21 protein-coding genes and 1 riboswitch are annotated in these 23,576 nt (G+C 37.3%); of the genes, 20 read left to right on the top strand and 1 reads right to left on the bottom strand.

Annotated elements, in window-relative coordinates:
- Positions 1 to 3: 3 nt before the first annotated feature.
- From ATZ35_RS15075 to nox, 11 genes are all read left to right on the top strand, one after another.
- Positions 4 to 1,146, top strand: coding sequence for a 1-propanol dehydrogenase PduQ (locus ATZ35_RS15075; RefSeq protein WP_208927959.1), 1,143 nt, complete (start codon positions 4 to 6; stop codon positions 1,144 to 1,146).
- A complete protein-coding gene (locus ATZ35_RS15070) occupies positions 1,146 to 1,706 on the top strand; it encodes a hypothetical protein (RefSeq protein WP_208927958.1) in 561 nt (186 codons plus the stop codon). Before ATZ35_RS15075 ends, ATZ35_RS15070 begins: the two co-directional genes overlap by 1 nt.
- On the top strand, positions 1,678 to 2,517 hold the full coding sequence (gene eutJ / locus ATZ35_RS15065) for an ethanolamine utilization protein EutJ (RefSeq protein WP_208927957.1): 840 nt from the start codon (positions 1,678 to 1,680) through the stop codon (positions 2,515 to 2,517). The genes ATZ35_RS15070 and eutJ overlap by 29 nt, the downstream gene beginning before the upstream one ends.
- 372 nt (positions 2,518 to 2,889) lie before the next feature.
- Entirely contained in the window at positions 2,890 to 3,183 is a 294-nt protein-coding gene (locus ATZ35_RS15060; protein ID WP_208927956.1) for a BMC domain-containing protein, read from the top strand.
- On the top strand, positions 3,177 to 3,440 hold the full coding sequence (locus ATZ35_RS15055; protein ID WP_208927955.1) for a EutN/CcmL family microcompartment protein: 264 nt from the start codon (positions 3,177 to 3,179) through the stop codon (positions 3,438 to 3,440). Before ATZ35_RS15060 ends, ATZ35_RS15055 begins: the two co-directional genes overlap by 7 nt.
- Before the next feature lie 15 nt (positions 3,441 to 3,455).
- Positions 3,456 to 4,064, top strand: a complete 609-nt coding sequence (locus ATZ35_RS15050; RefSeq protein ID WP_208927954.1) for a EutQ-related cupin domain-containing protein — start codon at positions 3,456 to 3,458, stop codon at positions 4,062 to 4,064.
- Positions 4,065 to 4,067: 3 nt separating this feature from the next.
- Positions 4,068 to 4,601: a BMC domain-containing protein gene (locus ATZ35_RS15045; RefSeq protein ID WP_208927953.1), complete on the top strand. Its 534-nt coding sequence runs from the start codon at positions 4,068 to 4,070 to the stop codon at positions 4,599 to 4,601.
- A gap of 10 nt (positions 4,602 to 4,611) precedes the next feature.
- A complete protein-coding gene (locus ATZ35_RS15040) occupies positions 4,612 to 6,132 on the top strand; it encodes an acetaldehyde dehydrogenase (acetylating) (protein WP_208927952.1) in 1,521 nt (506 codons plus the stop codon).
- Between the two features lie 20 nt (positions 6,133 to 6,152).
- The gene (locus ATZ35_RS15035; RefSeq protein ID WP_208930508.1) at positions 6,153 to 6,806 is read left to right on the top strand and encodes a phosphate propanoyltransferase; all 654 of its coding nucleotides are present in this window, start codon (positions 6,153 to 6,155) and stop codon (positions 6,804 to 6,806) included.
- Positions 6,807 to 6,833: 27 nt separating this feature from the next.
- Positions 6,834 to 7,115 carry an ethanolamine utilization microcompartment protein EutM gene (gene eutM / locus ATZ35_RS15030; protein ID WP_025868624.1) on the top strand — a complete coding sequence of 94 codons (282 nt, stop codon included), beginning with the start codon at positions 6,834 to 6,836 and terminating at the stop codon, positions 7,113 to 7,115.
- A 216-nt stretch (positions 7,116 to 7,331) separates the two neighbouring features.
- The gene (gene nox, locus ATZ35_RS15025) at positions 7,332 to 8,663 is read left to right on the top strand and encodes a H2O-forming NADH oxidase (RefSeq protein WP_208927951.1); all 1,332 of its coding nucleotides are present in this window, start codon (positions 7,332 to 7,334) and stop codon (positions 8,661 to 8,663) included.
- A gap of 145 nt (positions 8,664 to 8,808) precedes the next feature.
- On the opposite strand, the gene ATZ35_RS15020 is transcribed toward nox, so the two are convergent.
- Positions 8,809 to 9,573 (bottom strand): MurR/RpiR family transcriptional regulator, encoded by a 765-nt coding sequence (locus ATZ35_RS15020; protein ID WP_208927950.1) that lies wholly within the window; start codon positions 9,571 to 9,573, stop codon positions 8,809 to 8,811.
- A 265-nt stretch (positions 9,574 to 9,838) separates the two neighbouring features.
- Between ATZ35_RS15020 and ATZ35_RS15015 the strand changes: the two genes are divergently transcribed.
- From ATZ35_RS15015 to ATZ35_RS14975, 9 genes are all read left to right on the top strand, one after another.
- Entirely contained in the window at positions 9,839 to 11,257 is a 1,419-nt protein-coding gene (locus tag ATZ35_RS15015) for a PTS transporter subunit EIIC (protein ID WP_208927949.1), read from the top strand.
- 14 nt (positions 11,258 to 11,271) lie between these two features.
- Complete coding sequence (locus ATZ35_RS15010) at positions 11,272 to 12,768, top strand: sulfatase (RefSeq protein WP_208927948.1); 1,497 nt, start codon at positions 11,272 to 11,274, stop codon at positions 12,766 to 12,768.
- Between the two features lie 100 nt (positions 12,769 to 12,868).
- Positions 12,869 to 13,708 (top strand): formylglycine-generating enzyme family protein, encoded by an 840-nt coding sequence (locus tag ATZ35_RS15005; protein WP_208927947.1) that lies wholly within the window; start codon positions 12,869 to 12,871, stop codon positions 13,706 to 13,708.
- Between the two features lie 32 nt (positions 13,709 to 13,740).
- Positions 13,741 to 14,847 carry a radical SAM/SPASM domain-containing protein gene (locus tag ATZ35_RS15000; RefSeq protein WP_208927946.1) on the top strand — a complete coding sequence of 369 codons (1,107 nt, stop codon included), beginning with the start codon at positions 13,741 to 13,743 and terminating at the stop codon, positions 14,845 to 14,847.
- A 185-nt stretch (positions 14,848 to 15,032) separates the two neighbouring features.
- On the top strand, positions 15,033 to 16,025 hold the full coding sequence (locus tag ATZ35_RS14995) for an alpha/beta hydrolase (protein ID WP_208927945.1): 993 nt from the start codon (positions 15,033 to 15,035) through the stop codon (positions 16,023 to 16,025).
- A 513-nt stretch (positions 16,026 to 16,538) separates the two neighbouring features.
- The gene (locus ATZ35_RS14990) at positions 16,539 to 16,985 is read left to right on the top strand and encodes a MarR family winged helix-turn-helix transcriptional regulator (protein ID WP_208927944.1); all 447 of its coding nucleotides are present in this window, start codon (positions 16,539 to 16,541) and stop codon (positions 16,983 to 16,985) included.
- The gene (locus tag ATZ35_RS14985; protein WP_208927943.1) at positions 16,985 to 19,366 is read left to right on the top strand and encodes an ABC transporter ATP-binding protein; all 2,382 of its coding nucleotides are present in this window, start codon (positions 16,985 to 16,987) and stop codon (positions 19,364 to 19,366) included. The genes ATZ35_RS14990 and ATZ35_RS14985 overlap by 1 nt, the downstream gene beginning before the upstream one ends.
- Positions 19,367 to 19,381: 15 nt before the next feature.
- Positions 19,382 to 21,223 (top strand): ABC transporter ATP-binding protein, encoded by a 1,842-nt coding sequence (locus ATZ35_RS14980; protein WP_086279139.1) that lies wholly within the window; start codon positions 19,382 to 19,384, stop codon positions 21,221 to 21,223.
- Between the two features lie 271 nt (positions 21,224 to 21,494).
- Positions 21,495 to 21,662: riboswitch (M-box (ykoK) riboswitch) on the top strand.
- Positions 21,663 to 21,918: 256 nt separating this feature from the next.
- Positions 21,919 to 23,499 (top strand): phosphatase PAP2/LCP family protein, encoded by a 1,581-nt coding sequence (locus ATZ35_RS14975; RefSeq protein WP_208927942.1) that lies wholly within the window; start codon positions 21,919 to 21,921, stop codon positions 23,497 to 23,499.
- The last annotated feature ends 77 nt before the right edge of the window (positions 23,500 to 23,576 follow it).

Genomic DNA, 23,576 nt, shown 5'->3' with positions numbered 1-23,576 from the left:
TATATGTTAAAACAGTTCAAAATGGCAGCAAAAATTATAACAGGAGTAGATGCATTAGCGACGATTCAAACTCTTTCACTTAAACGAGTCTTAATTGTGTGCGATCCATTTATGGAAGAAAATGGAATTGCTGAGAAAATTAGTCAGTCATTACAAGAAAAAAATGTTTGCTGCAGTATTTTTTCAGAGATCATACCTGATCCGACGATTGAAGTTGTTACAAAAGGTTTAATGGCGGCAATTAAATTAAAGCCAGATGGACTAATTGCCTTAGGCGGTGGTTCAGCAATGGATGCAGCCAAAGTTATTCGTCATATTTACACAATAGCGGAAAAGAATACTTCAATGCAGCTCATTTGTGTTCCTACAACAAGTGGAACAGGTAGTGAAGTAACCTCTTTTGCTGTGATTTCTGATCCAAAAAATCAAAGTAAATATGCACTAGTAAATGATCAAATGATCCCAGATTTAGCAATTTTAGATCCGACATTGATTGTGAGTGTACCAAAAAGTGTAACAGCTGATACTGGAATCGATGTTTTTACTCATTGCATGGAGGCTTTAGCGTCAACGGATGCGACTGATTTTACAGATGCTGCCAGTGAAAAAGCTTTAAAAATCATATGGAAAGACTTAGTTGCTGTCGTGAACGACGGGGAAAATTTAGCGCTTCGGGAACAAGTCCATAATGCATCTTGTTTAGCTGGAATTGCTTTTAGTGAGGCTTCATTAGGAATTTGTCATAGCTTAGCTCACGCCTTAGGTGGAACGTTTCATATTCCGCATGGTCGAGCAAATGCACTGTTATTACCACATGTTATTCGCTACAATGCAGGGTTAGAATTAGAAAAAGAAAAGCCTAGTTTAGCAACCTATCAAAGAATTGCGAATATTTTAGGCTTTCAAGCTGGAACACCCAAAGCAACAGTTCATGCTATGATCAACGGATTGAACCGACAATTGAAACAATTAGGCATTTCAAGTTTAATTACAGACTATGGGATTGATTCAGAAGAATTTTTAGCAGCGATTCCAGAAATGGCCGTAAAAGCGATGGATGATAAATGTACGATTACAAATCCACGAAAACCGAACCTACAAGAGTTAGAACAACTATATAAGAGGTTGCTAAGAGGTGGTTATTAATGCATTTTGTGACAGAAAGTGAGCTTCGAACGAAATTTGGAAAAGAGGCTTTTACACAATTTTATTTAAATAATCAATTACGGTTAACACCCGGAGCAAAGCAATTTCTTTTAGATAATAAAATTCCAATTCTATCTGAAGCGCAAATGCAGCAAAAAGGTGAAACACTAAAGCAATTAACAACCTTAGATGGGTATAAAGAAGTATTATCTTCAGAACTTTTAGAAGCGGCACTTTTAGCTATGGATCTGCAGTTGAGCATAAGTCAAAGGCTCTTCGACATAGAAAAAACATTGACCCAAGCTTTAGGACAAAGTAGTTCTGATGAAGAGACTAGCTTGGCTGAAATAGAAGAATTTCAATTGGAAGCTGTGCATATTTTCAGCGAACAAGGTTCATTACTGATCAAGCTAAAAAAAGTATGCGGCATCATTCATTTGATTCAAGCAGAATACCCTCAATATCGTCAGATACTTATTAAAGCAACGATTAAAATAATTGAACTAAAGAAACAACTAGCAGGAGAAACGAATGAAAAGACAATCAATGGAAGTATGTAATCAGTTTGTTGCAGATTTTGAAAAAGTGATCAAAAAACCCAAAAAACATCTTTCAAAAACCTACTATACTGGAGTCGATTTAGGAACCGCTTGTGTTGTGCTAGCTATTTTAGATGAAAACTATCAACCTGTGGCAGGCGCTTATCGTTATGCGGATGTTGTTCGAGACGGTATGGTCGTTGATTATATTGGTGCAGTTGAACTTGTTCGAGAACTTAAAGAAGAACTGGAACAAAAATTAGGTACGGAACTAATTTATGCGGCAGCGTCATTACCACCTGGAACAGATGAATTAGATGGCGGTGCAATCAAAAATGTGGTTCAGAGTGCTGGTTTTGAATTGACCAATCTATTAGATGAACCGACAGCAGCCAACCAATTGCTCAACGTTACTGATGGGGCAGTAGTCGATATTGGTGGTGGAACTACAGGGATTTCTATCTTGGAAAATGGTCAAGTTATTAAAGTAGCTGATGAAGCGACTGGCGGTACACATTTGTCTCTGGTAATTGCTGGCGCTTATAAATTTAGCTTTGAAGCAGCAGAAAAATATAAGCGAAATCAGAAGAACCATGATGAATTGTTGACCGTTTTGAAACCTGTGATCGAAAAAATTTCTTCAATTATTATTCAGCAGACACAAGGCTATAACGTCGAAGGTATCTATTTGGTAGGTGGTACTGCTTGTCTTAAAAATATTGAAACAATTATAGAAAAAGTGACTGGAATCCCAACATACAAACCAACAAATCCAATGTTTGTTACACCGTTAGGCATTGCTTTGAGTTGCACGGATCAAGTCTTAACTTAGCTAGCTATACAAATCAATCCTTATGAAAATAGATGAATCGTCAGTGAAACAAAAAACGTTTCAATGCCAATTTCCTCATTTTTTATAAGGTGAAGCGGAACGGAACGTTGTTACAATATCTAGCTGCACAAATCAATCCTTAGGAAAATAGATAAATTGTCAGTGAAACGAAGAGAGTTTCAATGCCAATTTCCTAATTTTCTACAGGATTAAGCGATTTGTTCCGCTTTTAGTGTTATCTAGCTTCACGGGTTAGTCTCTCGGAAAAAAGATAAAAATAGAGTGAGACAAAAAGCGTCTCAATCGATTTTTCCTATTTTCCTGTCGAGACTGGACGAGCCCGCTACGCTTTTAAAATAAGGAGGAAGCAAAATGGATTGTCGGATTATTAAGTCGCCCGGTGAAGGAACATTGGCTATTTTAAATCGTCGAAAAGGCTCAAAAGATAGTTTAGGGATTCCCGATGCGGTTGGGTTAGTTCAAGGGAAACTCATCGAAATGGTCTGTGCTGCCGACATTGCAGAAAAAGCAGTCGGTGTAACGGTAGAAGATATTCGCGGAAGTTGTCCTCAAAATATGATTTTATTGGCAATTTTTGGCGATACAGCATCGGTTACCGCTGCAATGGATGAGATCAAGAAAAAGGAACATGATCGCTTATGGTAACTGCTAAACTAATGGATACGATTTGGGCGACGCGAAAATCAGAAAAACTAAACGGATTAAAATTAATGCTAGCAGAAGTTTCTGGTGGTTCACGAGATGGCGAACGAATGATTGTTTGTGATGTGATCGGTGCCGGAATTGGGGATCGGGTCATCGTTGCCACAGGGACAGCCGCCAGACGTATGTTAGAAGATGATTCTATTCCTGTAGATGCTGCAGTTGTTGGAATCATTGATGAGAGTTGTGAATCTGTCTAAAGAAAGTGAGACAAAATGAAAAAGCTAATTTGTGCAGAAGATGTCGAAACGCTAAAGAGCAAAGGCGATCAAGTCATCTTGATCGATAATGACACGATTATCACACCTTCAGCTAGAGACTTAGCGGACGAATATCATATGCCCTTCAAAAAAGGGTTGTCAGAAAAATTTAATGATTTATCTGACACACAGAATATTACCAAAGAATATTTAGTGACCTTGTTAAAAAATCTTTTAAGCGAAGCAGGTATGTCTGGTTTGGCTGAGGCTCCATTTGAGTATCAAAAGCATGCAAGCGGCTTAAAAATCATCCGAGGTTCCACAGTGAAACTCTCACCCTTAAGAGCTGGGAATGAAGGTGTGAGTTATCAGGAAATTTTACTATCAGAAGAAAGTCATTTTCAGCTAGGGATCTTAGAAATTGATCATAGTCACTTTTGTGAAGAAGATATGCCGGAGTCAGTAAATTACGTAGTTAAGGGTGGGCTTCAAGTAACAATCGATGATATAACATTTGATGCCAGCCAAGGCGATATAATTTTCGTTCCAAAAGCGTCTACTATTAAGTGGTCTACTCCAAGCAAAGCCACTATTTTATCTGGAAAATTGAAACAAGGGGGCTAGCAAATGAATCAAGCGATTGGCATGATTGAAACCAAAGGATTATTGGCAATGATCGAAGCGACAGATACAATGCTAAAATCTTCTGAAGTTCACTGTATAGGGAAAAAGCAAGTTGGTGGTGGATTAAATACCGTGATTATCACAGGGGATGTTGCAGCAGTTGAAACAGCTATCCAAGCCGCTGTTGTAAGTGTTCAACGGTTAGGCGCAGGACTTTTAACTGCTTCACATGTCATTCCACGACCGGATATTGCAGCTGAAGCGTTTATCGATCAAGCGGGAAAACCTGAACCCATAGAGAGCCAACCCGAAGAGCCGGTGATCGTAGAACAGATCGAACTAGCAGAAGGTCCTGAAACAGTGGAAATCGATCCGAAAGAAACACTAATTCAAAAATTGCAGGAAATGAAAGTCACTGAGCTGAGAAAATTGGCAAAAGAACAACCCAATTTTAGCATTCCACAAAAAAACATCCATCGTACAAATAAAGAAAAACTGGTAAAAGCGCTGAGTGACAGTTTAATAATAAATGAATAGAGGAATCCACATGGAAATGTTCGATAAAGACTTACGTTCTGTTCAAGAAGCACGTGATTTGACTCGTAAAGGAAAAGTTGCAGCAGATCAAATCGCTACTTTTTCAGAAGAACAAATTGACCAAATTTTACAAAATATGAAAAATGCTGCAAGTAAGTATGCTGTAGGTCTAGCTGAACGAGCAGTAGAAGAAACAGGCTTTGGAAAAGTGTTAGATAAAACCTATAAAAACCATGCAGCCTCACAATTACTATATGAAGAAATTAAAAATAAAAAAACAGTTGGGATCATAGCAGAAAATATGGAAAAAGGTACCTTCGATGTTGCCGAACCAGTGGGCTTAGTCTTAGGGATTATTCCTTCAACTAATCCAACTTCTACAGTTATTTTTAAAGCGATGATTGCCTTGAAATCACGAAATGCTATTGTGTTCTCACCACATCCAACAGCTGTTAATTGTACCAAAAAAGCAGCAGATTTATTGAATCGGGCAGCAGTAGCAGCAGGGGCACCTGATGGAATTATCAGCTGTTTATCGATTCCAACGATGGCTGGCACTAATGAATTACTCCATGCAAATGAAGTGAGTTTGATTATTGCAACTGGTGGACCAGGGATGGTCAAAGCAGCGTACAGTTCAGGCAAACCAGCTTTAGGTGTGGGCGCTGGAAATTCACCTGCTTATATCGAGAGAACGGCGGATGTGAAAAGTGCAGTAGCTAAAATCATAGCTTCAAAAACCTTTGATAATGGTACTATTTGTGCTTCTGAACAATCGATCATCTGCGAAGAAATCAATAAAGATGAAGTTGTTCGTGAATTGAAAGCGCAAGGCGGCTACTTTATGTCAGAGGCTGAAACTGAAAAAGTTTGCCAATTACTATTTAAAAATGGTTATGCTATGAATGCAAAATTTGTAGGACGTAGTGCATTAGTCATTGCAAAAGCAGCAGGAATTACCGTTCCAGAAGGGACTAAAGTATTGATTGGTCCACAAGGCGGTGTAGGTGCGGGTTATCCATTGTCGTTTGAAAAATTAACGACCGTTCTAGCTTTCTATGTTGTAAACAATTGGGAAGAAGCGTGTGATTTAAGCATTGAACTATTACAAAACGGTATTGGTCATACCATGAGTTTGCATACTAATGATCGTGATATTGTCCTAAAATTTGCTGCTAAACCAGCTTCACGAATTTTAGTTAACACGGGTGGCAGCCAAGGAGGAACAGGGATCAGCACCGGTTTACCGATCTCCTTTACCTTAGGTTGTGGAACATTTGGTGGTAGCTCTGTTTCTGAAAATGTTGGACCAAAACATCTATTGAACATCAAAAAAGTTGCTTATGGCTTAAAAGAAGTCACCACTTTAGTTCAAGACGATCCAACCTTTACTTGTGAAAAGATAGAAGCACAAGAACGCACAGCAGTTTCAACCCAGTCGACTCAAACGATTGCTTCTGCGTCTGCAAATGATGTTGATGTAGAGACACTAGCAAATGTAGTTCGCCAAGTGTTAGCAAGTATGAACTAACAGAGAAAGAAGTGAGCAAGATAGATAATTATGAAGAGTTACTAACTAAACTATTGGAAAAATTGGCTCCAACAGATCAGATCCAACCAACAAAATTAACGGATAATCAGCAGATTCCAGTGGGGATTTCTAACCGTCATATTCACTTATCTCAGCAAGAAGTAGATAAATTATTTGGTCAAGGGTATCAATTGACCAAGCTAAAAGATCTTTCTCAGCCTGGACAATATGCTTGTAAAGAAACTGTGATGATTTGTGGACCAAAAGGTGCAATTGAAAAAGTTCGTATCTTAGGTCCAGTTAGAAAACAAACACAAGTAGAAATCTTACAAAGTGATTCATTTAAACTGGGCGTGAAAGCTCCGTTACGTTTATCAGGAGATCTTGCTGGATCGGGGAATATCACATTGATCGGGCCAAAAGGTTCTGCGGAAATAAGTGAAGGAGTTGTCGTTGCCAAACGTCATATCCACATGTTGCCGGCAGAAGCCGTTCGATTTGGTGTCCATGATGGCCAAGCAGTAACAATTGAGTTTTCAGGAGAACGTGGTGGCAGCTTATCCAATGTCATAATTAGAGCCGTTGAAAACTCTGGTTTGGAATGTCACATTGATACAGAAGAAGCAAATGCACTTGGGATAACACCCAATACTAAAATCGTGATCAAAAAATAACATATAGAATCTTAGGAGGAAATTATAATGAAATCAGATGCACTAGGAATGATCGAAACAAAAGGATTAATCGGTTCAATCGAGGCAGCAGACGCAATGGTCAAAGCGGCTAATGTATCATTAGTAGGAAAAGAATTAGTTGGCGGTGGTATTGTGACCGTTATGGTACGTGGTGATGTAGGTGCTGTTAAAGCAGCTACAGACGCAGGTGCAGCTGCAGCTCAACGTGTAGGGGAATTATTATCAGTTCATGTAATCCCTCGTCCACACTCAGAAGTTGAAAATATCTTGCCAATCACGCAAGCATAATAAAAAAACGGTTAGGATAAAAATAATTTTCAGATACTTTAAGTTGTGCAACATCGAATCATATTGTTCTTCATAATTCACAGTAATTTGCAACAATGTGATCGAAGCATAGCGTAGTCTGCTTTTTTCTCGCCATTTATTTACATTTAGAGCCCAAAATAAACTAATCTTTAGTTTTTGCTGGGCTCTTTTTTATTCAATAGAAGGAGGTACCAAATGAAAAAAACAATTATCATTGGATCAAACCATGCAGGAATTGCTGCAGCGAATGCATTATTAGAAAATTACCCAGATCAAGAAGTGACGATGATTGATAAAAATTCCAATCTTAGTTACCTAGGTTGCGGAACAGCACTTTGGGTAGGTCGACAAATTGAATCATATGAACAATTATTTTATACGAATAAAGAAGAATTTGAAGAAAAGGGCGCAAAAGTCTATTTAGATACAGCAGTTGAACGAATTGACTTTTACGCGAAACAAGTATTTTGCAAGACAAGTGATGGCAGACAATTCTGCAAAGAATATGACAAATTGATTTTAGCGACAGGATCGATTCCAATCACGCCACAGATACCAGGAAATAATCTAGAAAATATCCATTTTTTAAAGAAGTTTCAAGATGGACAAGCCGTAGATCAATTAGTGGCAATGGACTCAGTTAGGAAAGTTGCTGTGATTGGTGCCGGCTATATTGGTGTTGAAATCGCTGAGGCAATTAAACGACGTGGGAAAGACGTATTACTTTTTGACGGCGCTCCACGTTCCTTATCAAGTTATTATGATCCAGATTTTACAGATGAAATGGATCTGAATTTATCTGAAAATGGAATTGAATTACATTTTGATGAAATAGCTACTGCTTATAAAGGGCTAAAAAAAGTAGCAGCAATCGTCACAAATAAAGGGGAATATCCAGTTGATTTAGTGATTAATGCGATTGGCTTTTTACCCAACAATGAATTAGGTAAAAATCATTTAGAATTGTTTGAAAATGGTGCTTACCTTGTTGATGAATATCAGCAAACAAGTGATCCTGCTGTCTATGCTGTAGGAGATTGTGCTACTCTTTATTCGAATGCACTAGAGAAAACAACGTATATTGCCTTAGCAACCAACGCAGTCAGAACGGGCATTGTTGCTGGTCATATTGTTGGCGGAACAACTCTTGCTTCAATCGGAGTCCAAGGCTCAAATGGGATTTCTATTTTTGGTTTAAATATGGTTTCAACAGGAATTTCATTAGAAGCAGCCAAAAAATACGGGATAGACGTTTTGTATACAGACTATACGGATTTACAAAAGCCAGCCTTTATGACAGAAAATGATTCAGTTGCGATTCGAATCGTTTATGAAAAAGAAACTCGTCGAATTGTCGGTGCACAAATGTCCTCGCGTACAGATATTTCAATGGGCATTCATTTATTCTCACTTGCAATCCAAAAAAGCATGACGATTGATGAATTGAAACTACTCGACTTATTCTTTTTACCTCATTTTAATCAGCCGTATAATTACATTACGATGGCAGCCTTAAATGCAAAATAGTTATAAAATAATCAATAGCGTTTATGACGATCATTTTGTAATGTTAGTCTAAAAAAATCTGGTAGCGTTGAAACGAACGTTACTGGATTTTTTTGGTTTCAAAATGTTCTAATTTAAAAAGAAAAGCTCTATTACGATCGGTTAACTATTGTTCAATTAATAAATCTTCGATATAAAGTCTGAAACGAATCGCCAAAAAATCGATCAACAAATGACAAAATCCGGAAGAAAAGCCCATCATTAGTTCAGCATCTTTTTTTAAAATCGAAAAATTTAGATCAGAATGTTCCTGTAACCAATTTTTTTGTGTCACAGTGATCGACACAATAGGTGTTTTTTTCAAAAGTGGTATCGAGAGCAATTCATTGATTTGTACATTATTTCCTGAACCAGAAAAAACAATAATAAGATCATTTTTATTGATATTATCCAAAACAATACTAGCAAGTTCTATATTACTATTTCCAGGAATCAAGGTGCAGACAATATTCATCTTTAAAAAAGCGCGAGCAAAATTTTGAGCTTGAATTTGTTGATCTGTTCCAGTCGCTAAAAGATAGATTCTAGGAGTATTTCTTAATAATTCAAAAAAATTGCTTAAGCTCTTTTCTTCAATAGTAGAAAAGACACTGTTTAAATGTTCTGACACATCCTCAATTGAAAGGGGCTTTTTTAAATTATCTTGCACACCGTACCAATCAATCAAATATTTAAACTCACTAAACCCTTTAAACCCTAATTTTTGCACAAATCTTAAGACGGAGGATTTAGATGTATAACTGGCTTCAGCTAATATTGTAATACTGATTTCAGGAATCAACTCTTGGTGGTTGTATACATAAGCGCAAATCGTCTTATCCGTCTCGCTAAAATGGTTGATTTTATTTTGTAAAAGCTGCTGGAATCTCATGTTTTATCCTTTCCCAACAACTTGGGAACCTTCCCAAAGGTTGTATGAAGTATTTCTTTTTTATCTTACCATAGTTATGATAAATACGGGAAGCGCTTTCCGATGAAGGGTTTTTAAATTTTATGAGCATATAGAGTTGTCTAGCTTCAAGAGCTAGTCTTTCGGGAAAAAGATAAAAAATAAGTGAGGTAAAGAACACCTCAAGTATTTTTTCCTATCAAGACTAAACGAGCTCTTTTAGCTTTTAGATTGGGAGGGAATCAAAATGAGTTATGAACCATTAGCTAAAACGATTGTTGAACTTATTGGTCAAAAGGAAAATGTTAAAAGTGTCACGCATTGTGCAACTCGGTTGCGTTTCAAATTGAAAGATGAAGAGAAAGCTGATACTGAAGCGATCAATCAGTTGGATGGTGTGGTGACGGTCATGCAAAGTGGGGGGCAGTATCAGGTTGTTATTGGTACTCATGTCAGTCAGGTTTATGAGTATGTTTTATCAGAGTTAGCTCTAATGCAAGCGGATCCGCACTTGGGTACAGAAACAGAAGCGGATGATCAAGGGCAGGAAAGTTTATTCAATCGGTTGATTGATATTATTTCAAGTGTATTTACTCCCATTTTGGGAATCTTAGCAGCTTCCGGAATGATCAAGGGTCTTGTTGCCGTTTTACTCGTAACAGGTGTTGTTACACCAGATTCAGGGACTTATCAAATATTATGGGCCGTAGGCGATGCATTATTTTATTTTTTTCCAGTAGCTTTAGGTTATACGTCTGCAAAAAAATTCAATTTGAACCCACTTATAGGGATTGTGATTGGCTCTGCTTTATTGTATCCAAATTTAGCCAATTTGATTGGAACTCCCGCACCTTCTGTTATGTTTCAAGGAACACTATTTGAAGCGCCAGTCTACTTTAAGTTTCTAGGTATCCCAGTACTTATGATGAGTTATGGCCAATCAGTTATTCCAATCATTTTGGCGACATTTTGTGCGGCGAAGTTAGAAAGCTGGCTACAAAAAGTGTGTCCCGATGTGGTTAAAATGTTTTTTGTGCCATTTTTCACCTTAATCATTGTGATTCCGCTGACCTTTATCATGATTGGACCAATTGCAACTTGGGCTAGTTCGTTACTGAGTTCAGCAGTTCTTTGGATCTATAATGTAAGTCCACCTTTAGCAGGTGCGGTCATTGGTGGTTTGTGGCAAGTTTTAGTAATGTTTGGCTTGCATTGGGGTTTTATTCCAATCGGGTTATTGAACATTCAATCGTTTGGTTATGATCCTGTTATGGCGTTAATGTTTGCAGTTCCATTCGCCACGATGGGAGCAGTATTGGGAGTTATGCTGAAAACCAAGGATAAGAAGGTGAAGTCATTGTGTGCACCGTGTTTTATTACGGGTATTTTCGGTATCTCAGAACCCGCGATCTACGGTATTACGCTACCTAGAAAAATACCATTTTATTGTACGTTGATTGCTGGAGCAGTGGGGGGGACGATCATGGGATTTGCTGGATCTAAAACCTATACTCAAGGTGGAATGGGGATTTTTGCTTTGCCAAATCGTATTTCAGAAAATGGTTTAGATATGGGCTTTTATGGGAGTTTGATTGGGATCATTGCAGCCTTCATCGTAGCATTTATTTTAACTTTTGTTTTTTGGAAAGAGCATCAGACTAACTAAGGGAGTTGATAGAAATGAAAGCTATTATGCTTATGTTTGATACATTATCTAAAGCCTATTTACCAAACTATGGAAATAATTGGGTCCAGGCGCCTAATTTCGATCGACTTAGAGAAAAATGTATAACGTTTGACAATTTTTATGGTGGAAGTATGCCCTGTATGCCAGCAAGAAGGGAATTGCATACAGGAAAGTATAATTTTTTACATCGCTGTTGGGGACCATTAGAAGCGTTTGATTATTCTGTTTTTGAAAAATTAAATCAGGAAAATATCTATACCCATCTAATTACAGATCATTCTCATTATTTCGAAGATGGCGGCGCTACGTATCATAATCGTTATTCATCTTGGGAAGGATTTCGAGGTCAGGAAGGAGATCGTTGGATTCCTAGGTTGGGTGATTGGGCAGATCATAATACCCAACCATTGAATAAACCAGCAGATTCTATTTCAAGAATTCAACATCTTGCCAATCGTAGCCAAATAAAGCAGGAATCTGATATGTCTAGCGTTCAAGTGATTGATCGTGGGTTAGATTTTTTACAGAAAAATCACGAGAAGGATGACTGGTTTTTACAACTAGAGTGTTTCGATCCTCATGAACCATTTTTCGTGCCAGAAAAATATCGAGATCTTTATCGCCTGACAGAAACACAAGATATTCTGTATTGGCCAGTCTACCAGCATTTATCAGCTGAAGATAAGGCTCAATATCAAGGGGATATTGCTGAAATGCAGAAAGAATATGCCGCGTTAATCAGTATGTGTGATTATCATTTAGGGCGTGTTTTAGATTTTATGGATGAGCAAGAAATGTGGGAGGATACATTACTGATCGTTAACACAGATCATGGTTTCTTATTAGGGGAGCATAACTGGTTAGGTAAAAATGTTGCACCTATGTATGAAGAAATTGTTCACATCCCATTTTTTATGCATGTACCTCATCATGAATTAAATGGTCAAAGAGTTGATGGATTATGTCAAACGATTGATTTACCGCCCACCTTAGCAGAATATTTTGGAATTGAAGCCTTTGAAAATATGGATGGTCGCTCATTATTCGGTCTCATCAATCAGCAAAAGATTCCCCATCAAAGTATTTTATTCGGCACAAATGGTGGACATGTTAATTTGTTTGATGGACGATATACCTATATGAAAGCCTCCGCAAATAAAGAAAATCTGCCTTTAGTCAATTATACATTGATGCCAACAGTGATTAGAGGTTTTTATCCAGAAAATTCATTAAAAAATCTAGCGTTGTATGAAGGGGATTCGTTCACTAATGGTTTCCCCTGTTTAAAAGTTCCCTTGAACACTTCGTTTAGCAATTCTTACGAAATCGGCTCATTGATTTTTGATCATCAAACAGATCCAGAGCAAGATTCGCCAATAAAAGATCGAGAACTGCAAAAACAATTAGATCAAAAATTAGTTCAAAAAATGAAAGATGTCGGTGCACCGCTAGAAGAATTTATTAGATTAGGTTACGAGGACACTATTTAAAAAAAGAATTTGGGACAAAAGTCGGTTCTCTTTTTGTTAAACACGCTGATCCCGAATGAATGCTTTTGTCCCAAGCTCTTAGAATTTGGAGGAAATAAGAATGAAACGGATTCCAAGTGGTACCTTTGTCATGGGCAATACTAGCTTAGAAAATGGTTTTTTTGAAGATGCTGAAACGCCGGTACAGCTAATGACAGTCGCTTGTTTCGATATGGATGAAACAAGTGTGACAAATAAATGCTTTCAAACTTTTATTAACGAAACGGGATATCAGACTGATGCCGAACGATTTGGAAACTCAAGTGTTTTTTATCTACTGATTCCAGAGGTAAACAGAAAAGATTACCAAAGCGTCGGAAAAATGTTTTGGTGGTTGACCGTACCCGGAGCTTCCTGGAAGCATCCAGAAGGACCGACAAGTGATATTAAAGAAAGAATGGATCATCCTGTTGTTCATGTCTCTTATGATGATGCTATTGCATATTGTAAGTGGGCAAATAAACGATTACCAACGGAAGTAGAATGGGAATATGTTGCTAGAAATAAACAAGATGCTCTGTATCCGTGGGGAGAGGAGTTGCTAAAAGGAAATCAACATCATTGTAATATTTGGCAAGGAAATTTTCCGTTTGAAAATACGCAAGAAGATGGTTTTCTTGGGACGGCACCTGTCAAATCTTTTGAAGTAAATCAATACGGAATATATCAAATGATTGGCAATATCTGGGAATGGTGTGCGAATCCGAGTAAAATTCCGTTGTCAGAATTAGCAACTGGGCAGTCGAAAACTGGACCAATCAAAGATGAGTTCGCAATTCGAGGAGGCTCGTTTTTATGTCATCAAAGTTATTGTAAACGATATCGAGTGTTTTCCAGAAATGGATCTTATCGAGAGAATACAACAAGTAATATGGGTTTTCGCTGTGCCAAAGATTGCTGAGATAAAGCTGACTGAAAGGAGCAAAGAGGACAATGCGAAAAATAGCTGTTATGATCAAACCTGCTTCTGCCTTGTGTAATATACGCTGTAAGTACTGTTTTTATGCAGATGTAGCCGATAGTCGAGCGGTTAACTCTTATGGGAAGATGACGCCTGAAATCATGAGAAAAATGATTGATCATTTACTATTGGATTTAACCAATCAAGACCAATTAACAATTACGTTTCAAGGTGGGGAACCAACTCTGGCTGGATTCACCTATTTTCAGTCTTTTGTTGCATACGTGACGGAAAAAAATACGAAAAAAGCAATGATTCAATATGCGATTCAAACCAATGGTCTTTTAATCAATGAAAAGTGGTGTCGTTTTTTTTATGAGCATCATTTCTTAGTTGGACTGTCTATCGACGGCTATCAGTCGATCCATGATCAGAATCGCATTGATCCTAAAAGGAAAGGAACCTTTCACCGGGTGATCAAAACAAAGCAGCTATTTGAAAAATATCAGGTTCAGTATAATGTATTATGTGTGTTGACAAATGAACTAGCTCGTCACCCACAAAAAATGTATCAATTTATGAAACAAGAAAAGATTCAATACATTCAATTCATTCCTTGTTTAGGCGATTTAAACGGTACAAAGTCTGTTTATGCGTTAACCCCACAACGCTTTTATCACTTCTACCACGTACTCTGGGATTTATGGATAAAAGAATATGCAACGGGTAACTATCGTAGCATTAAGTTTTTTGATGATTTAGTCCATTTATTTAAAGCACAACGAGTGACAGCTTGTGGCTTGATCGGACAATGTCAGCCACAATACGTGATAGAGTCTAATGGAAATGTCTATCCCTGTGATTTTTACGTTTTAGATCAATACTTGATGGGCAATATCACAGAATACTCGTTGATAGAATTGTATAAAAGTTACGTAATGAAGCATTTTTTATTTGAACCAAAACAGTTTCCGCAAAAGTGCCAAGACTGTCCTTTTCGCTCAATGTGTATGGGTGGATGTAAACGAATGAAACATTCAATGTATCTCGATAAAAAAGAGACTTATTGTGGCTTCCAAACTTTTTTGAGTCAACATGGTCAAGAACTTATTCAATTTTGTCATAATCATCCTGTTTAAGTATCGGCGAGTTTGTGTCGGTTCGTTTATTTTTAGAGGACATTCATACTTAAATGATTATTTAGAAAGTTTTTTTAATTAAAATAGTTTCGGAGCAAAAAAATGTTCATTAAAACAGTAGCCCAATGATTGTTGTGATGCTAATTAACAGGTATAATTTAGCTATGATTATTATGGAGGTTAGAATGAAAAAGTTTGTATTAGTAATACTCGTTAGTATCTTCGCTATTCTTATTATTTGCCTTGGTACTTTATATTTTACTCCTAAGCCATTATTTAAGTTGGTCCAAGGCTTGCCAATCGAAGCTAAACTTACCAAACCGAATGGTTATCAACAAATTGAAGATCGTGTAAAAACGATCAATGACATTTCATACTCAAAGGAATATCCTGAAAGTACCTTAGATCTCTATCTTCCTAAAAAAACGAACTCAAAAATACCAGTGATTGTTTTTGTTCATGGGGGTGGCTTTTTTAAAGGTGATAAAAAGATGGCTCAGTACTTCGGGCCAACTGTATCTAATGGCGACTATGCTTTTGTCAGCATCAACTATCATCTAGTGCCTGATGCAACTATTTTTGATCAAGTAAGGCAAGTCAATCAAGCCTTAGCATTTGTGACCAAAAACGCTGAAAAGTATCAGTTTGATCCAACACAAATCAACCTATCTGGATCATCAGCAGGTGGATTCTTAGCATTGCAATTATTGTCAGCCTATCATAATAAAGAGTATGCTAAACAAATCGCAATTCAACCTGTAGAAAACCTTAGAATCAATAGTTTATTACTATATAGTGCAGTATTCGATTTATCCGAATTTCAAACATACCAAGGGAATCTAGCAACAAATTATCTACTAAGTAAAATGGGTTGGGGGCTGACAGGAGAAAAGAATTGGAAAGAGGATCACAGATTAGGTCAGTTACTTGATCTTAGAAAGCTGATCAGTAAAGATTTCCCACCCATATTTATTACGGATGGGAATACTAAAACATTTACAAAACAAGCCAAGCAATATGTTGGTGAGTTGAAAAAAGAAGAGGTACCAGTTGTTTCGTTATTTTTTGATGGTCAACAAACAGTTGGACATGGCTATCAATTAAACATGGAAACAAAGGCTTCAAGTCAAGCTGTCGAAAAAACAATTTGGTTTTTAGAGAATTATCATTCTAAATAGCAGTAGCGTTGAGCTAAAAAACTGTTGCAAAGAAGAAGGCATATAGGTCAAATCAGTTTAAAAAGAGTTTTAAATAAACGTGATTCTTCCCGTGACAATTGAGAGAGTCATCAATGAATTTAAAGGGATTGATGAGTTTTACAAAGTGAGTGGTCCCGCTTGTTATCTAGTAGTAGCGCATTTTAACCAACCTCGATTAAAAGTATTTATTGAAAAAATATCCAAATGGGCTCGTTGTAGCGTAGATTCAGTCTTGGGAAGTCGCAAAAAAATATAGTTTAGTAATGTTACTCTTTGACATTACTAAACTATATTTTTTTGCGAAAACTTAAGTCGTGGTTTCATTTTCAGAACACTTTTTTAAGATTTAGCAATAAAACCGTATTCATTATTTTTTTTGAACCAAGACTATTGACATCGAAAGCTATTTGCGTTAATATCAAACAGCATTAGTTACTAACGCTGTTAGCTATTAATGGTAGAAGTAATTATTTTGAAAAAAGGAGGAGTCACATGTCATACGCAGAAGAAGCCGAACAAGAGCTGATGCGTCTAATGGTTCAAAATCGACATAGCGCATTTAGCAGACTAGAAAAGAGTAATCAAGGTGAAAGTATTGTCATCAAATTTCTCGAGCGTTACGGCGAACCAACTAGTCCAAAACATCTAGCTGAGTCATTGAACCTGTCCAGCGCTCGGATTGCTGTTGTTTTAGGGAGTTTAGAAAAAAAGGGACAAATCGAACGTAAGATGGATCCAGACGACCGTCGACGCATTCATGTTACCTTGACCGAGTGCGGTAAGGAAGCTGCTAAGCTGCAAAAGAAAGAAATGCGTGATAAAATCGTGCAGATTTTTAAACTAATGGGAGAAGCTGATACAAAAGTCTTTATCGAGCTAACTGCGAAATTCGTGGACTACTCTCAACAAATTTCCCAGAAAGAGGAAGGTGACCAATAGTGAAGATTTTTAAATATCTTGGCAAATACTGGTATGCGGTCATCGCAGTTCTTGTGCTTTTAGTTGTACAGGCAAATAGTGATTTAAGCTTACCAAAATTAACATCGGGTATCGTCGATGTCGGTATTCAACAAGGAGGGCTTGAATATTCCACACCTGAAAAAATCAGGAAAACAACTCTTCAGGGAATAGAAATGTTCATGACAGATGATGAGAAAAAAACAATTGAAGACAACTATAAACTAACAACTGAAAAAATCGATGGTAAAGAAGTTGAAGTGTATAAGTTAAATCTTCAAGACGGGATGACAGAAGCAAAACTAGCAGATATTTTTAATCTGCCAATGATGATGCTAGCGTCTTCTCAATCAAAAGATTCATCAAGTGGTAGTGAAGCCAAAGCAATTATCGAAGACTATAAAAAAGTTGGAGAAGATGCTGCAAAAGCCAAACAACTTGGAGAAGAAGCTACAACTTTAGGGGAGCAAGCCAAAGCGGCTGGAAGTACAGCGGCATCTGCAACAGATGCGGCAACTGCAATGGAACAAGGACAAAAAGCACAGGATCTAGCTGCTCAAGCACAAGCCAAGGGGGCTGAAGCAAAAACCTTAGCTGATTCAATCAAAACAACGACTGATGCTATGCCGGCTAAAGTTGAAGCAGCTCGTAAAGCAACTAAAAAAGGCTTAGGTGATCTAGGTGCAGATTCAATGAAAACCGTGGGGATTCAATTAACACTGGCTGAATATAAAGCACTGGACATGAATACCCAGCAAATCCAAACTGATTATATGGTTAAAACAGGAACAAAAATGGTTCTTTTAACACTTGTTTCAGCTGTAGCTGCGATCATTGTCGGATTGATTGCTTCATTAGTAGCAGCATCAGTTGGTCGGAATCTACGTGTTGGACAGTATGAACGTACGTTACAATTTTCAAATACCGAAATGGAAAAATTCTCTCCTGCTTCGTTGATCACACGTAATACTAATGATATCCAACAAATGCAAATGGGGATCGTGATGATCATGCGTATTGTGTTATATGCGCCGATCTTAGGTATTGGCGGGATCTATAATGTTTATCAAACAGGAACAGGTATGGGCTGGATCGTAGGTGTTGCTGTAGCGGCTGTTTTAGTTTTAGTCCTAAGCTTGCTATTAACAACGATGCCTAAGTTTAAAGCTTTACAAAACTTAGTGGATAGAGTGAACTTGGTTTCTCGTGAAATCATCACAGGATTGCCAGTTATTCGAGCTTTTTCTCGTGAAAAATTTGAAGAAAAACGCTTTGATCGTGCCAATACTGATTTAATGAAAACACAATTATTCGTGAACCGAGCAATGTCGATTATGATGCCAGTAATGATGTTATTGATGAATGGTATTTCTGTTTTGATCGTTTGGGTCGGCGGACATAATATGAACAACGGGCAATTGCAAGTCGGTGATATGATGGCCTTCATCACATACACAATGCAAATTGTAATGGCCTTTATGATGTTATCAATGGTTTCAATTATTTTACCTCGTGCCAATGTCGCAGCAGGTCGAGTTGAAGAAGTGCTTGAAACAGAACCAACTATCAAAGACCCAGAACATCCAAAAGATGATTATGACTTTAAAGGTGAAGTGAAATTTGAAGCAGTTGAATTCCGTTATGGGGATGCTGATGAAGATGTCTTGCATCATATCAATTTCACAGCCAAACCAGGTCAAACGACCGCTTTGATCGGCTCAACCGGTTCAGGTAAATCAACGATCGTTAACTTGATTCCTCGACTGTTTGATGTAACAGGCGGTAGAATCACGATCGATGGGATCGATGTACGTGAAATGAGCTTACACAAATTACATGAAATCATTGGATTTGTCCCGCAAAAAGGTGTTTTATTCTCAGGGGATATTGCCTCAAATATTAAATTTGGCGATGCAGATATAACGGATGAACGTATGAGAAAAGCAGCTGAAATTGCTCAAGCAGAAGAATTTATCGATTCTAATGAAAAGGGGTATGACCGAGAAATTTCTCAAGGCGGAACCAATGTTTCCGGTGGACAAAAACAACGTTTATCAATTGCCCGTGCCTTAGCAAAAAATCCTAAAATCTTGATCTTCGATGATTCATTTTCAGCACTGGACAATAAGACTGATGTGGCGTTACGTAAAGCTTTATCTGAAAATATCAAAGGTGCAACTCAAATCATCGTCGCTCAAAAAATCTCAACGATCCTTCATGCGGATAACATCATTGTATTAAATGAAGGACGTGTAGTCGATCATGGAACGCACGACGAGTTAATGAAATCATCCACTGTCTATCAAGAAATTGCTCAGTCACAATTGAGCAATGCTGAATTAGGCATAGAAGAAGCTGAGTAGGGAGGAGCGAAAATAATGGCAGAACAAACACAAAATCGCCCTCGTGGCGGACGCGGACCTGGACAAGGCGCTCCAGTAGAGAAAGCCAAAGATTTTAAAGGAACACTAAAAAAATTAATCTCCTATATTGGTGCTTATAAAATACCTGTTTTCTTTGTAATGATCTTTGCGATTGCTTCAACCGTCTTCAACATTTGGGGACCAAAAATCTTATCTAGTGCTATTACAGAATTATTTGATGGCTTGATCAAAAAATATCAAGGAACTGGCGGGATCGATTTTAATAAAATCGGCGGGATTTTACTATTCATGCTAGGACTGTACTTGGTGGCATCTGCTTTTGGGATCATCCAAGGCTGGATCATGTCAACGATTTCGCAAAAAATCACGTATCGGATGCGGAAAGAAATTTCAGAAAAAATCAATCGCATGCCAATGAATTATTTTGAAAGTCGGACAACTGGTGAAGTATTGTCACGAATAACCAATGACGTAGATACCTTAGGCCAATCGCTAAACCAATCGATCACACAACTGATCACTTCCGTATTCACGATCATCGGGGTTATCGTCATGATGTTATCGATCTCGGTGCAAATGACAGGTATCGCTATTTTGATCGTACCTATTTCAATGATTTTGATTATGATCGTTGTAAAAAATTCACAAAAATATTTTAAAACACAACAAGAATACCTTGGTGTAATCAATGGTAAAGTGGAAGAAACAATTGGCGGTTACAATATCGTCCGTCTATTCAACGATGAAGAAAATTCTTTAAAAGAATTTAAAACGCAAAATGATGTTTTATTCAAATCAGCTTGGAAGTCTCAATTTCTTTCTGGTTTGATGCAGCCAATCATGAACTTTGTTGGAAATCTAGGCTATGTTGCTGTTGCGATTTTCGGTGGGATTTTAGCCTATAATGGTACGATTACGGTTGGGGATATCCAAGCTTTTATCCAATATGTACGTAACTTGACACAACCAATTGCGCAATTAGCTCAAGTATCCAACTTGCTGCAATCAATGGCTGCGGCGGCAGAGCGTGTCTTTGAATTTCTTGAAGAAGATGAAGAAGCACAAACTGTACCAAATCCAGTTAAAATCGATAAAGCCAAAGGTATGGTTGATTTTGAACACGTACGCTTTGGTTATACACCAGATAAAATTATTATTAATGATTTCAGTTCACATGTTGATCCAGGCCAAACTGTCGCAATTGTTGGACCAACGGGAGCTGGTAAAACGACGATGGTTAAATTATTGATGCGTTTTTATGATGTAACATCTGGAGCGATTAAAATCGATGGACACAATATTAAAGACTTCAATCGTGCAGATTTACGTAAAAATATTGGCATGGTTTTACAAGATACATGGTTATTTAAAGGAACTATTATGGAAAACCTTCGTTATGGTCGTTTGGATGCAACAGATGAAGAAGTTTACGAAGCAGCAAAAGCGGCTCACGTACATCATTTTATTCAAACCTTACCTGGTGGTTATAACATGGAATTGAATGAAGAATCTTCCAATATTTCACAAGGTCAAAAACAACTATTAACAATTGCTCGTGCAATTTTAGCAGATAAACCAATTTTGATCCTTGATGAAGCAACATCATCGGTTGATACAAGAACGGAAGGGTTGATCCAAGGCGCAATGAATAACTTGATGGCAGGTCGTACGTCATTCGTTATCGCTCACCGTTTATCAACCATCAAAGATGCAGATAAGATTCTTTACATGCAAGATGGCGATATTAAAGAACAAGGAACACATGAAGAATTACTCGCTGAAGGTGGCTATTATGCCTCACTTTACAACTCACAATTTGAAGAGTTGGATGAGTAAGCAAAGTAATTTAGTCATTTAAGTTAAGCGAAATTCGATTGTCTTATAAAAAAAGTTAGAAAAGGCGTAGTTAGTCTTTTCTAGCTTTTTTTCGTTGCTGGAAGTGTTTAAATAGTTAAAGCCTAACGACAGCTATCTCTTATAGTTGGAGAAAGATGATAACTGTTTGTCAGTTTAAAATAATTGATTTTAAATTAAGAAAAGTTAAAGAGTCATAAAACAACTTGAAAAAGTTTTATGCTAGCGTTATTATTTAAAAAAATAAATAGAAAAATAACCTTGTTAGGTGAGGCTCCTATACAAACACAGGCTATTGCGCAGAAACGTCGAAAGACGCCAATGTGTAAAACAGGAATTGTCGAATTAAGGCTTTTCATAAAATAGCTAAGAGATCTTCTTTACGTTGTATAGTGCTAAAACTCAGACGATGAGATTGATTAAAAGTCAAACGTCTAGGAAAAAAATGTTTGGCTTTTTTTAGTTGAGTAAATGGCTTGCCTGTTTACTTCATTTTTACCGTCGTAGTACCTGCTTGTGTATTTTAGGAGTGTAGTTTGACGGAAATGACCGCTAGATGTTTCGCTGCTATTTTACTTAGGAGCGTGAGTTTAGTGGTTTTTTCTTTGCTCTAAGGGGGGAAGGAATAACTTTGAGCCAACGACCAGCTTGATTATGAAAATGAAGGGATTTATTACATGAATACGTTGAAAGAAAAGAAATTCACGCCAGCTGTTTTAAGTATCATATTGTTTACAGCGCTAACTTTTTTAGTTGTCAGGAATGTTCAGTGGTTTCACGATTTAGATTCAGCAATCTATCGATTTGATTGGAAGCCTAATGGGCTTATCACGAATGTTGTGGCGTTGATTGCTAAGACTGCTACGATCATTCCAGTTTTTATCATAAGTTTACTGGTTTCATTTGGGTTGTGGCGAAATAAGCATAAATTGTTGGCAGTCTGGATGAGTAGCAATGTTTTAGTCGTTAGTGCATTAGGATTTGTGCTGAAGCATTTCGTTGCACGGACAAGACCTGATGTTGCACAATTAGTGGAAAAAACGTCTTATAGCTTTCCTAGTGGACATTCACTTTTAGCAATGTGTTTGGCTTGTTCGCTTATTTTGAGTGTCAAAACCATTTACTCTAGGCAAACCCTAAATGATAACAGAGAAAAAAAAATCCTAATTATTTATGTTCTTTTGATTGGTTTAGGCCGGATCTACCTAAGAGTACATTATCCAAGTGATGTGATTGGTGGTTTTCTTTTAAGCTATGCTTGGGTAAATCTTTCGTATGTTTGTCTTCAACGATTTTTCCTGAATAGAACATTTGCAACGCCAGACTCCAAAAAACGCTTTATCCAAAAAACAATTTTAAGTTCTTTAACATTACTTTTACTTATCGTTGCAGGTGCTTCGGTTTATGGTGCTACGGTTTTTAATAATGTTCAAAAAACAGCAGATAAGATCTATCAACCTTTAAATCGAAAAAATAAATCTGTGGAATTAGATAAAAGTGAGCCAGTGAGCTTTTTACTTTTAGGAATTGCGAATGATTCAAAGCGTAAAACTGATTTTCGGGCAAATACGATAATGGTTGTCACGGTTAATAATCAATTGAAGAAAACAACCATTACGAGTATTCCCAGAGATGCTTATGTAGAAATTATTGGAAAAGACGGTGTGTATGACAAAATCAATCATGCACATTCATTTGGTGGTGACGAAATGATGATCGAGACTGTTGAGCACTACTTAGATATCCCAATCAATCATTATTTTGTGATCAATATGGATGGTTTGGCTGCGTTAAGTGATGCAGTTGGCGGTGTTACAGTCAATAATGATTTTGAGTTTGATGCAGAAGGAATTCATTATCCAAAAGGGGAGCAGCATTTAGGCGGTTGGGAAACATTACAATATGCAAGAATGCGCTATGAAGATCCGTTAGGTGATTACGGCAGACAAAAAAGGCAGCGAGAGGTCACGATTCAGCTGACGAAAGAATTAACTTCAATGAAGAGTGTTCTTCGATATCAAGAATTATTAGATGTCATTGGCGAAAACGGACAAACGGATATGACACTCGATCAAATGATTTTATTGATGAAAAATTATCAGAAAGCCTTAAACAACATTGAAAGTTATCAGATGCAGGGCGAAGGTTTTACTGGAGATGGTTATACAGGTGAAGAAGGTATCTCCTATCAAAGTATTTCAGAGGAAGAAAAAGAGAAAGTGACAACAGAATTAAAGCAACAATTGAATTTACCGTAAAGATAGTTGGTTAAATGCTATTTCTAAACTTCCGATTGTCAGACTACTTTCTCCTTTGGTATAATCTGATTTATAGA

The sequence above is a fragment of the Enterococcus rotai genome (assembly GCF_001465345.1).
In the GTDB taxonomy this organism is placed as follows: domain Bacteria; phylum Bacillota; class Bacilli; order Lactobacillales; family Enterococcaceae; genus Enterococcus_L; species Enterococcus_L rotai.
This window is presented reverse-complemented; position numbering and strand designations above follow the sequence as displayed.

Coding starts and splice junctions, on each gene's coding strand:
- ATZ35_RS14975 (WP_208927942.1), top strand. CDS start 21,919: ATGAATACGTTGAAAGAAAAGAAATTCACGCCAGCTGTTTTAAGTATC.
- ATZ35_RS15060 (WP_208927956.1), top strand. CDS start 2,890: ATGGATTGTCGGATTATTAAGTCGCCCGGTGAAGGAACATTGGCTATT.
- ATZ35_RS14990 (WP_208927944.1), top strand. CDS start 16,539: ATGTCATACGCAGAAGAAGCCGAACAAGAGCTGATGCGTCTAATGGTT.
- ATZ35_RS15045 (WP_208927953.1), top strand. CDS start 4,068: ATGAATCAAGCGATTGGCATGATTGAAACCAAAGGATTATTGGCAATG.
- ATZ35_RS15020 (WP_208927950.1), bottom strand. CDS start 9,573: ATGAGATTCCAGCAGCTTTTACAAAATAAAATCAACCATTTTAGCGAG.
- ATZ35_RS15005 (WP_208927947.1), top strand. CDS start 12,869: ATGAAACGGATTCCAAGTGGTACCTTTGTCATGGGCAATACTAGCTTA.
- ATZ35_RS15055 (WP_208927955.1), top strand. CDS start 3,177: ATGGTAACTGCTAAACTAATGGATACGATTTGGGCGACGCGAAAATCA.
- nox (WP_208927951.1), top strand. CDS start 7,332: ATGAAAAAAACAATTATCATTGGATCAAACCATGCAGGAATTGCTGCA.
- ATZ35_RS15015 (WP_208927949.1), top strand. CDS start 9,839: ATGAGTTATGAACCATTAGCTAAAACGATTGTTGAACTTATTGGTCAA.
- ATZ35_RS15010 (WP_208927948.1), top strand. CDS start 11,272: ATGAAAGCTATTATGCTTATGTTTGATACATTATCTAAAGCCTATTTA.
- eutJ (WP_208927957.1), top strand. CDS start 1,678: ATGAAAAGACAATCAATGGAAGTATGTAATCAGTTTGTTGCAGATTTT.
- ATZ35_RS15000 (WP_208927946.1), top strand. CDS start 13,741: ATGCGAAAAATAGCTGTTATGATCAAACCTGCTTCTGCCTTGTGTAAT.
- ATZ35_RS15070 (WP_208927958.1), top strand. CDS start 1,146: ATGCATTTTGTGACAGAAAGTGAGCTTCGAACGAAATTTGGAAAAGAG.
- ATZ35_RS14980 (WP_086279139.1), top strand. CDS start 19,382: ATGGCAGAACAAACACAAAATCGCCCTCGTGGCGGACGCGGACCTGGA.
- ATZ35_RS15050 (WP_208927954.1), top strand. CDS start 3,456: ATGAAAAAGCTAATTTGTGCAGAAGATGTCGAAACGCTAAAGAGCAAA.
- ATZ35_RS15040 (WP_208927952.1), top strand. CDS start 4,612: ATGGAAATGTTCGATAAAGACTTACGTTCTGTTCAAGAAGCACGTGAT.
- ATZ35_RS15075 (WP_208927959.1), top strand. CDS start 4: ATGTTAAAACAGTTCAAAATGGCAGCAAAAATTATAACAGGAGTAGAT.
- eutM (WP_025868624.1), top strand. CDS start 6,834: ATGAAATCAGATGCACTAGGAATGATCGAAACAAAAGGATTAATCGGT.
- ATZ35_RS14995 (WP_208927945.1), top strand. CDS start 15,033: ATGAAAAAGTTTGTATTAGTAATACTCGTTAGTATCTTCGCTATTCTT.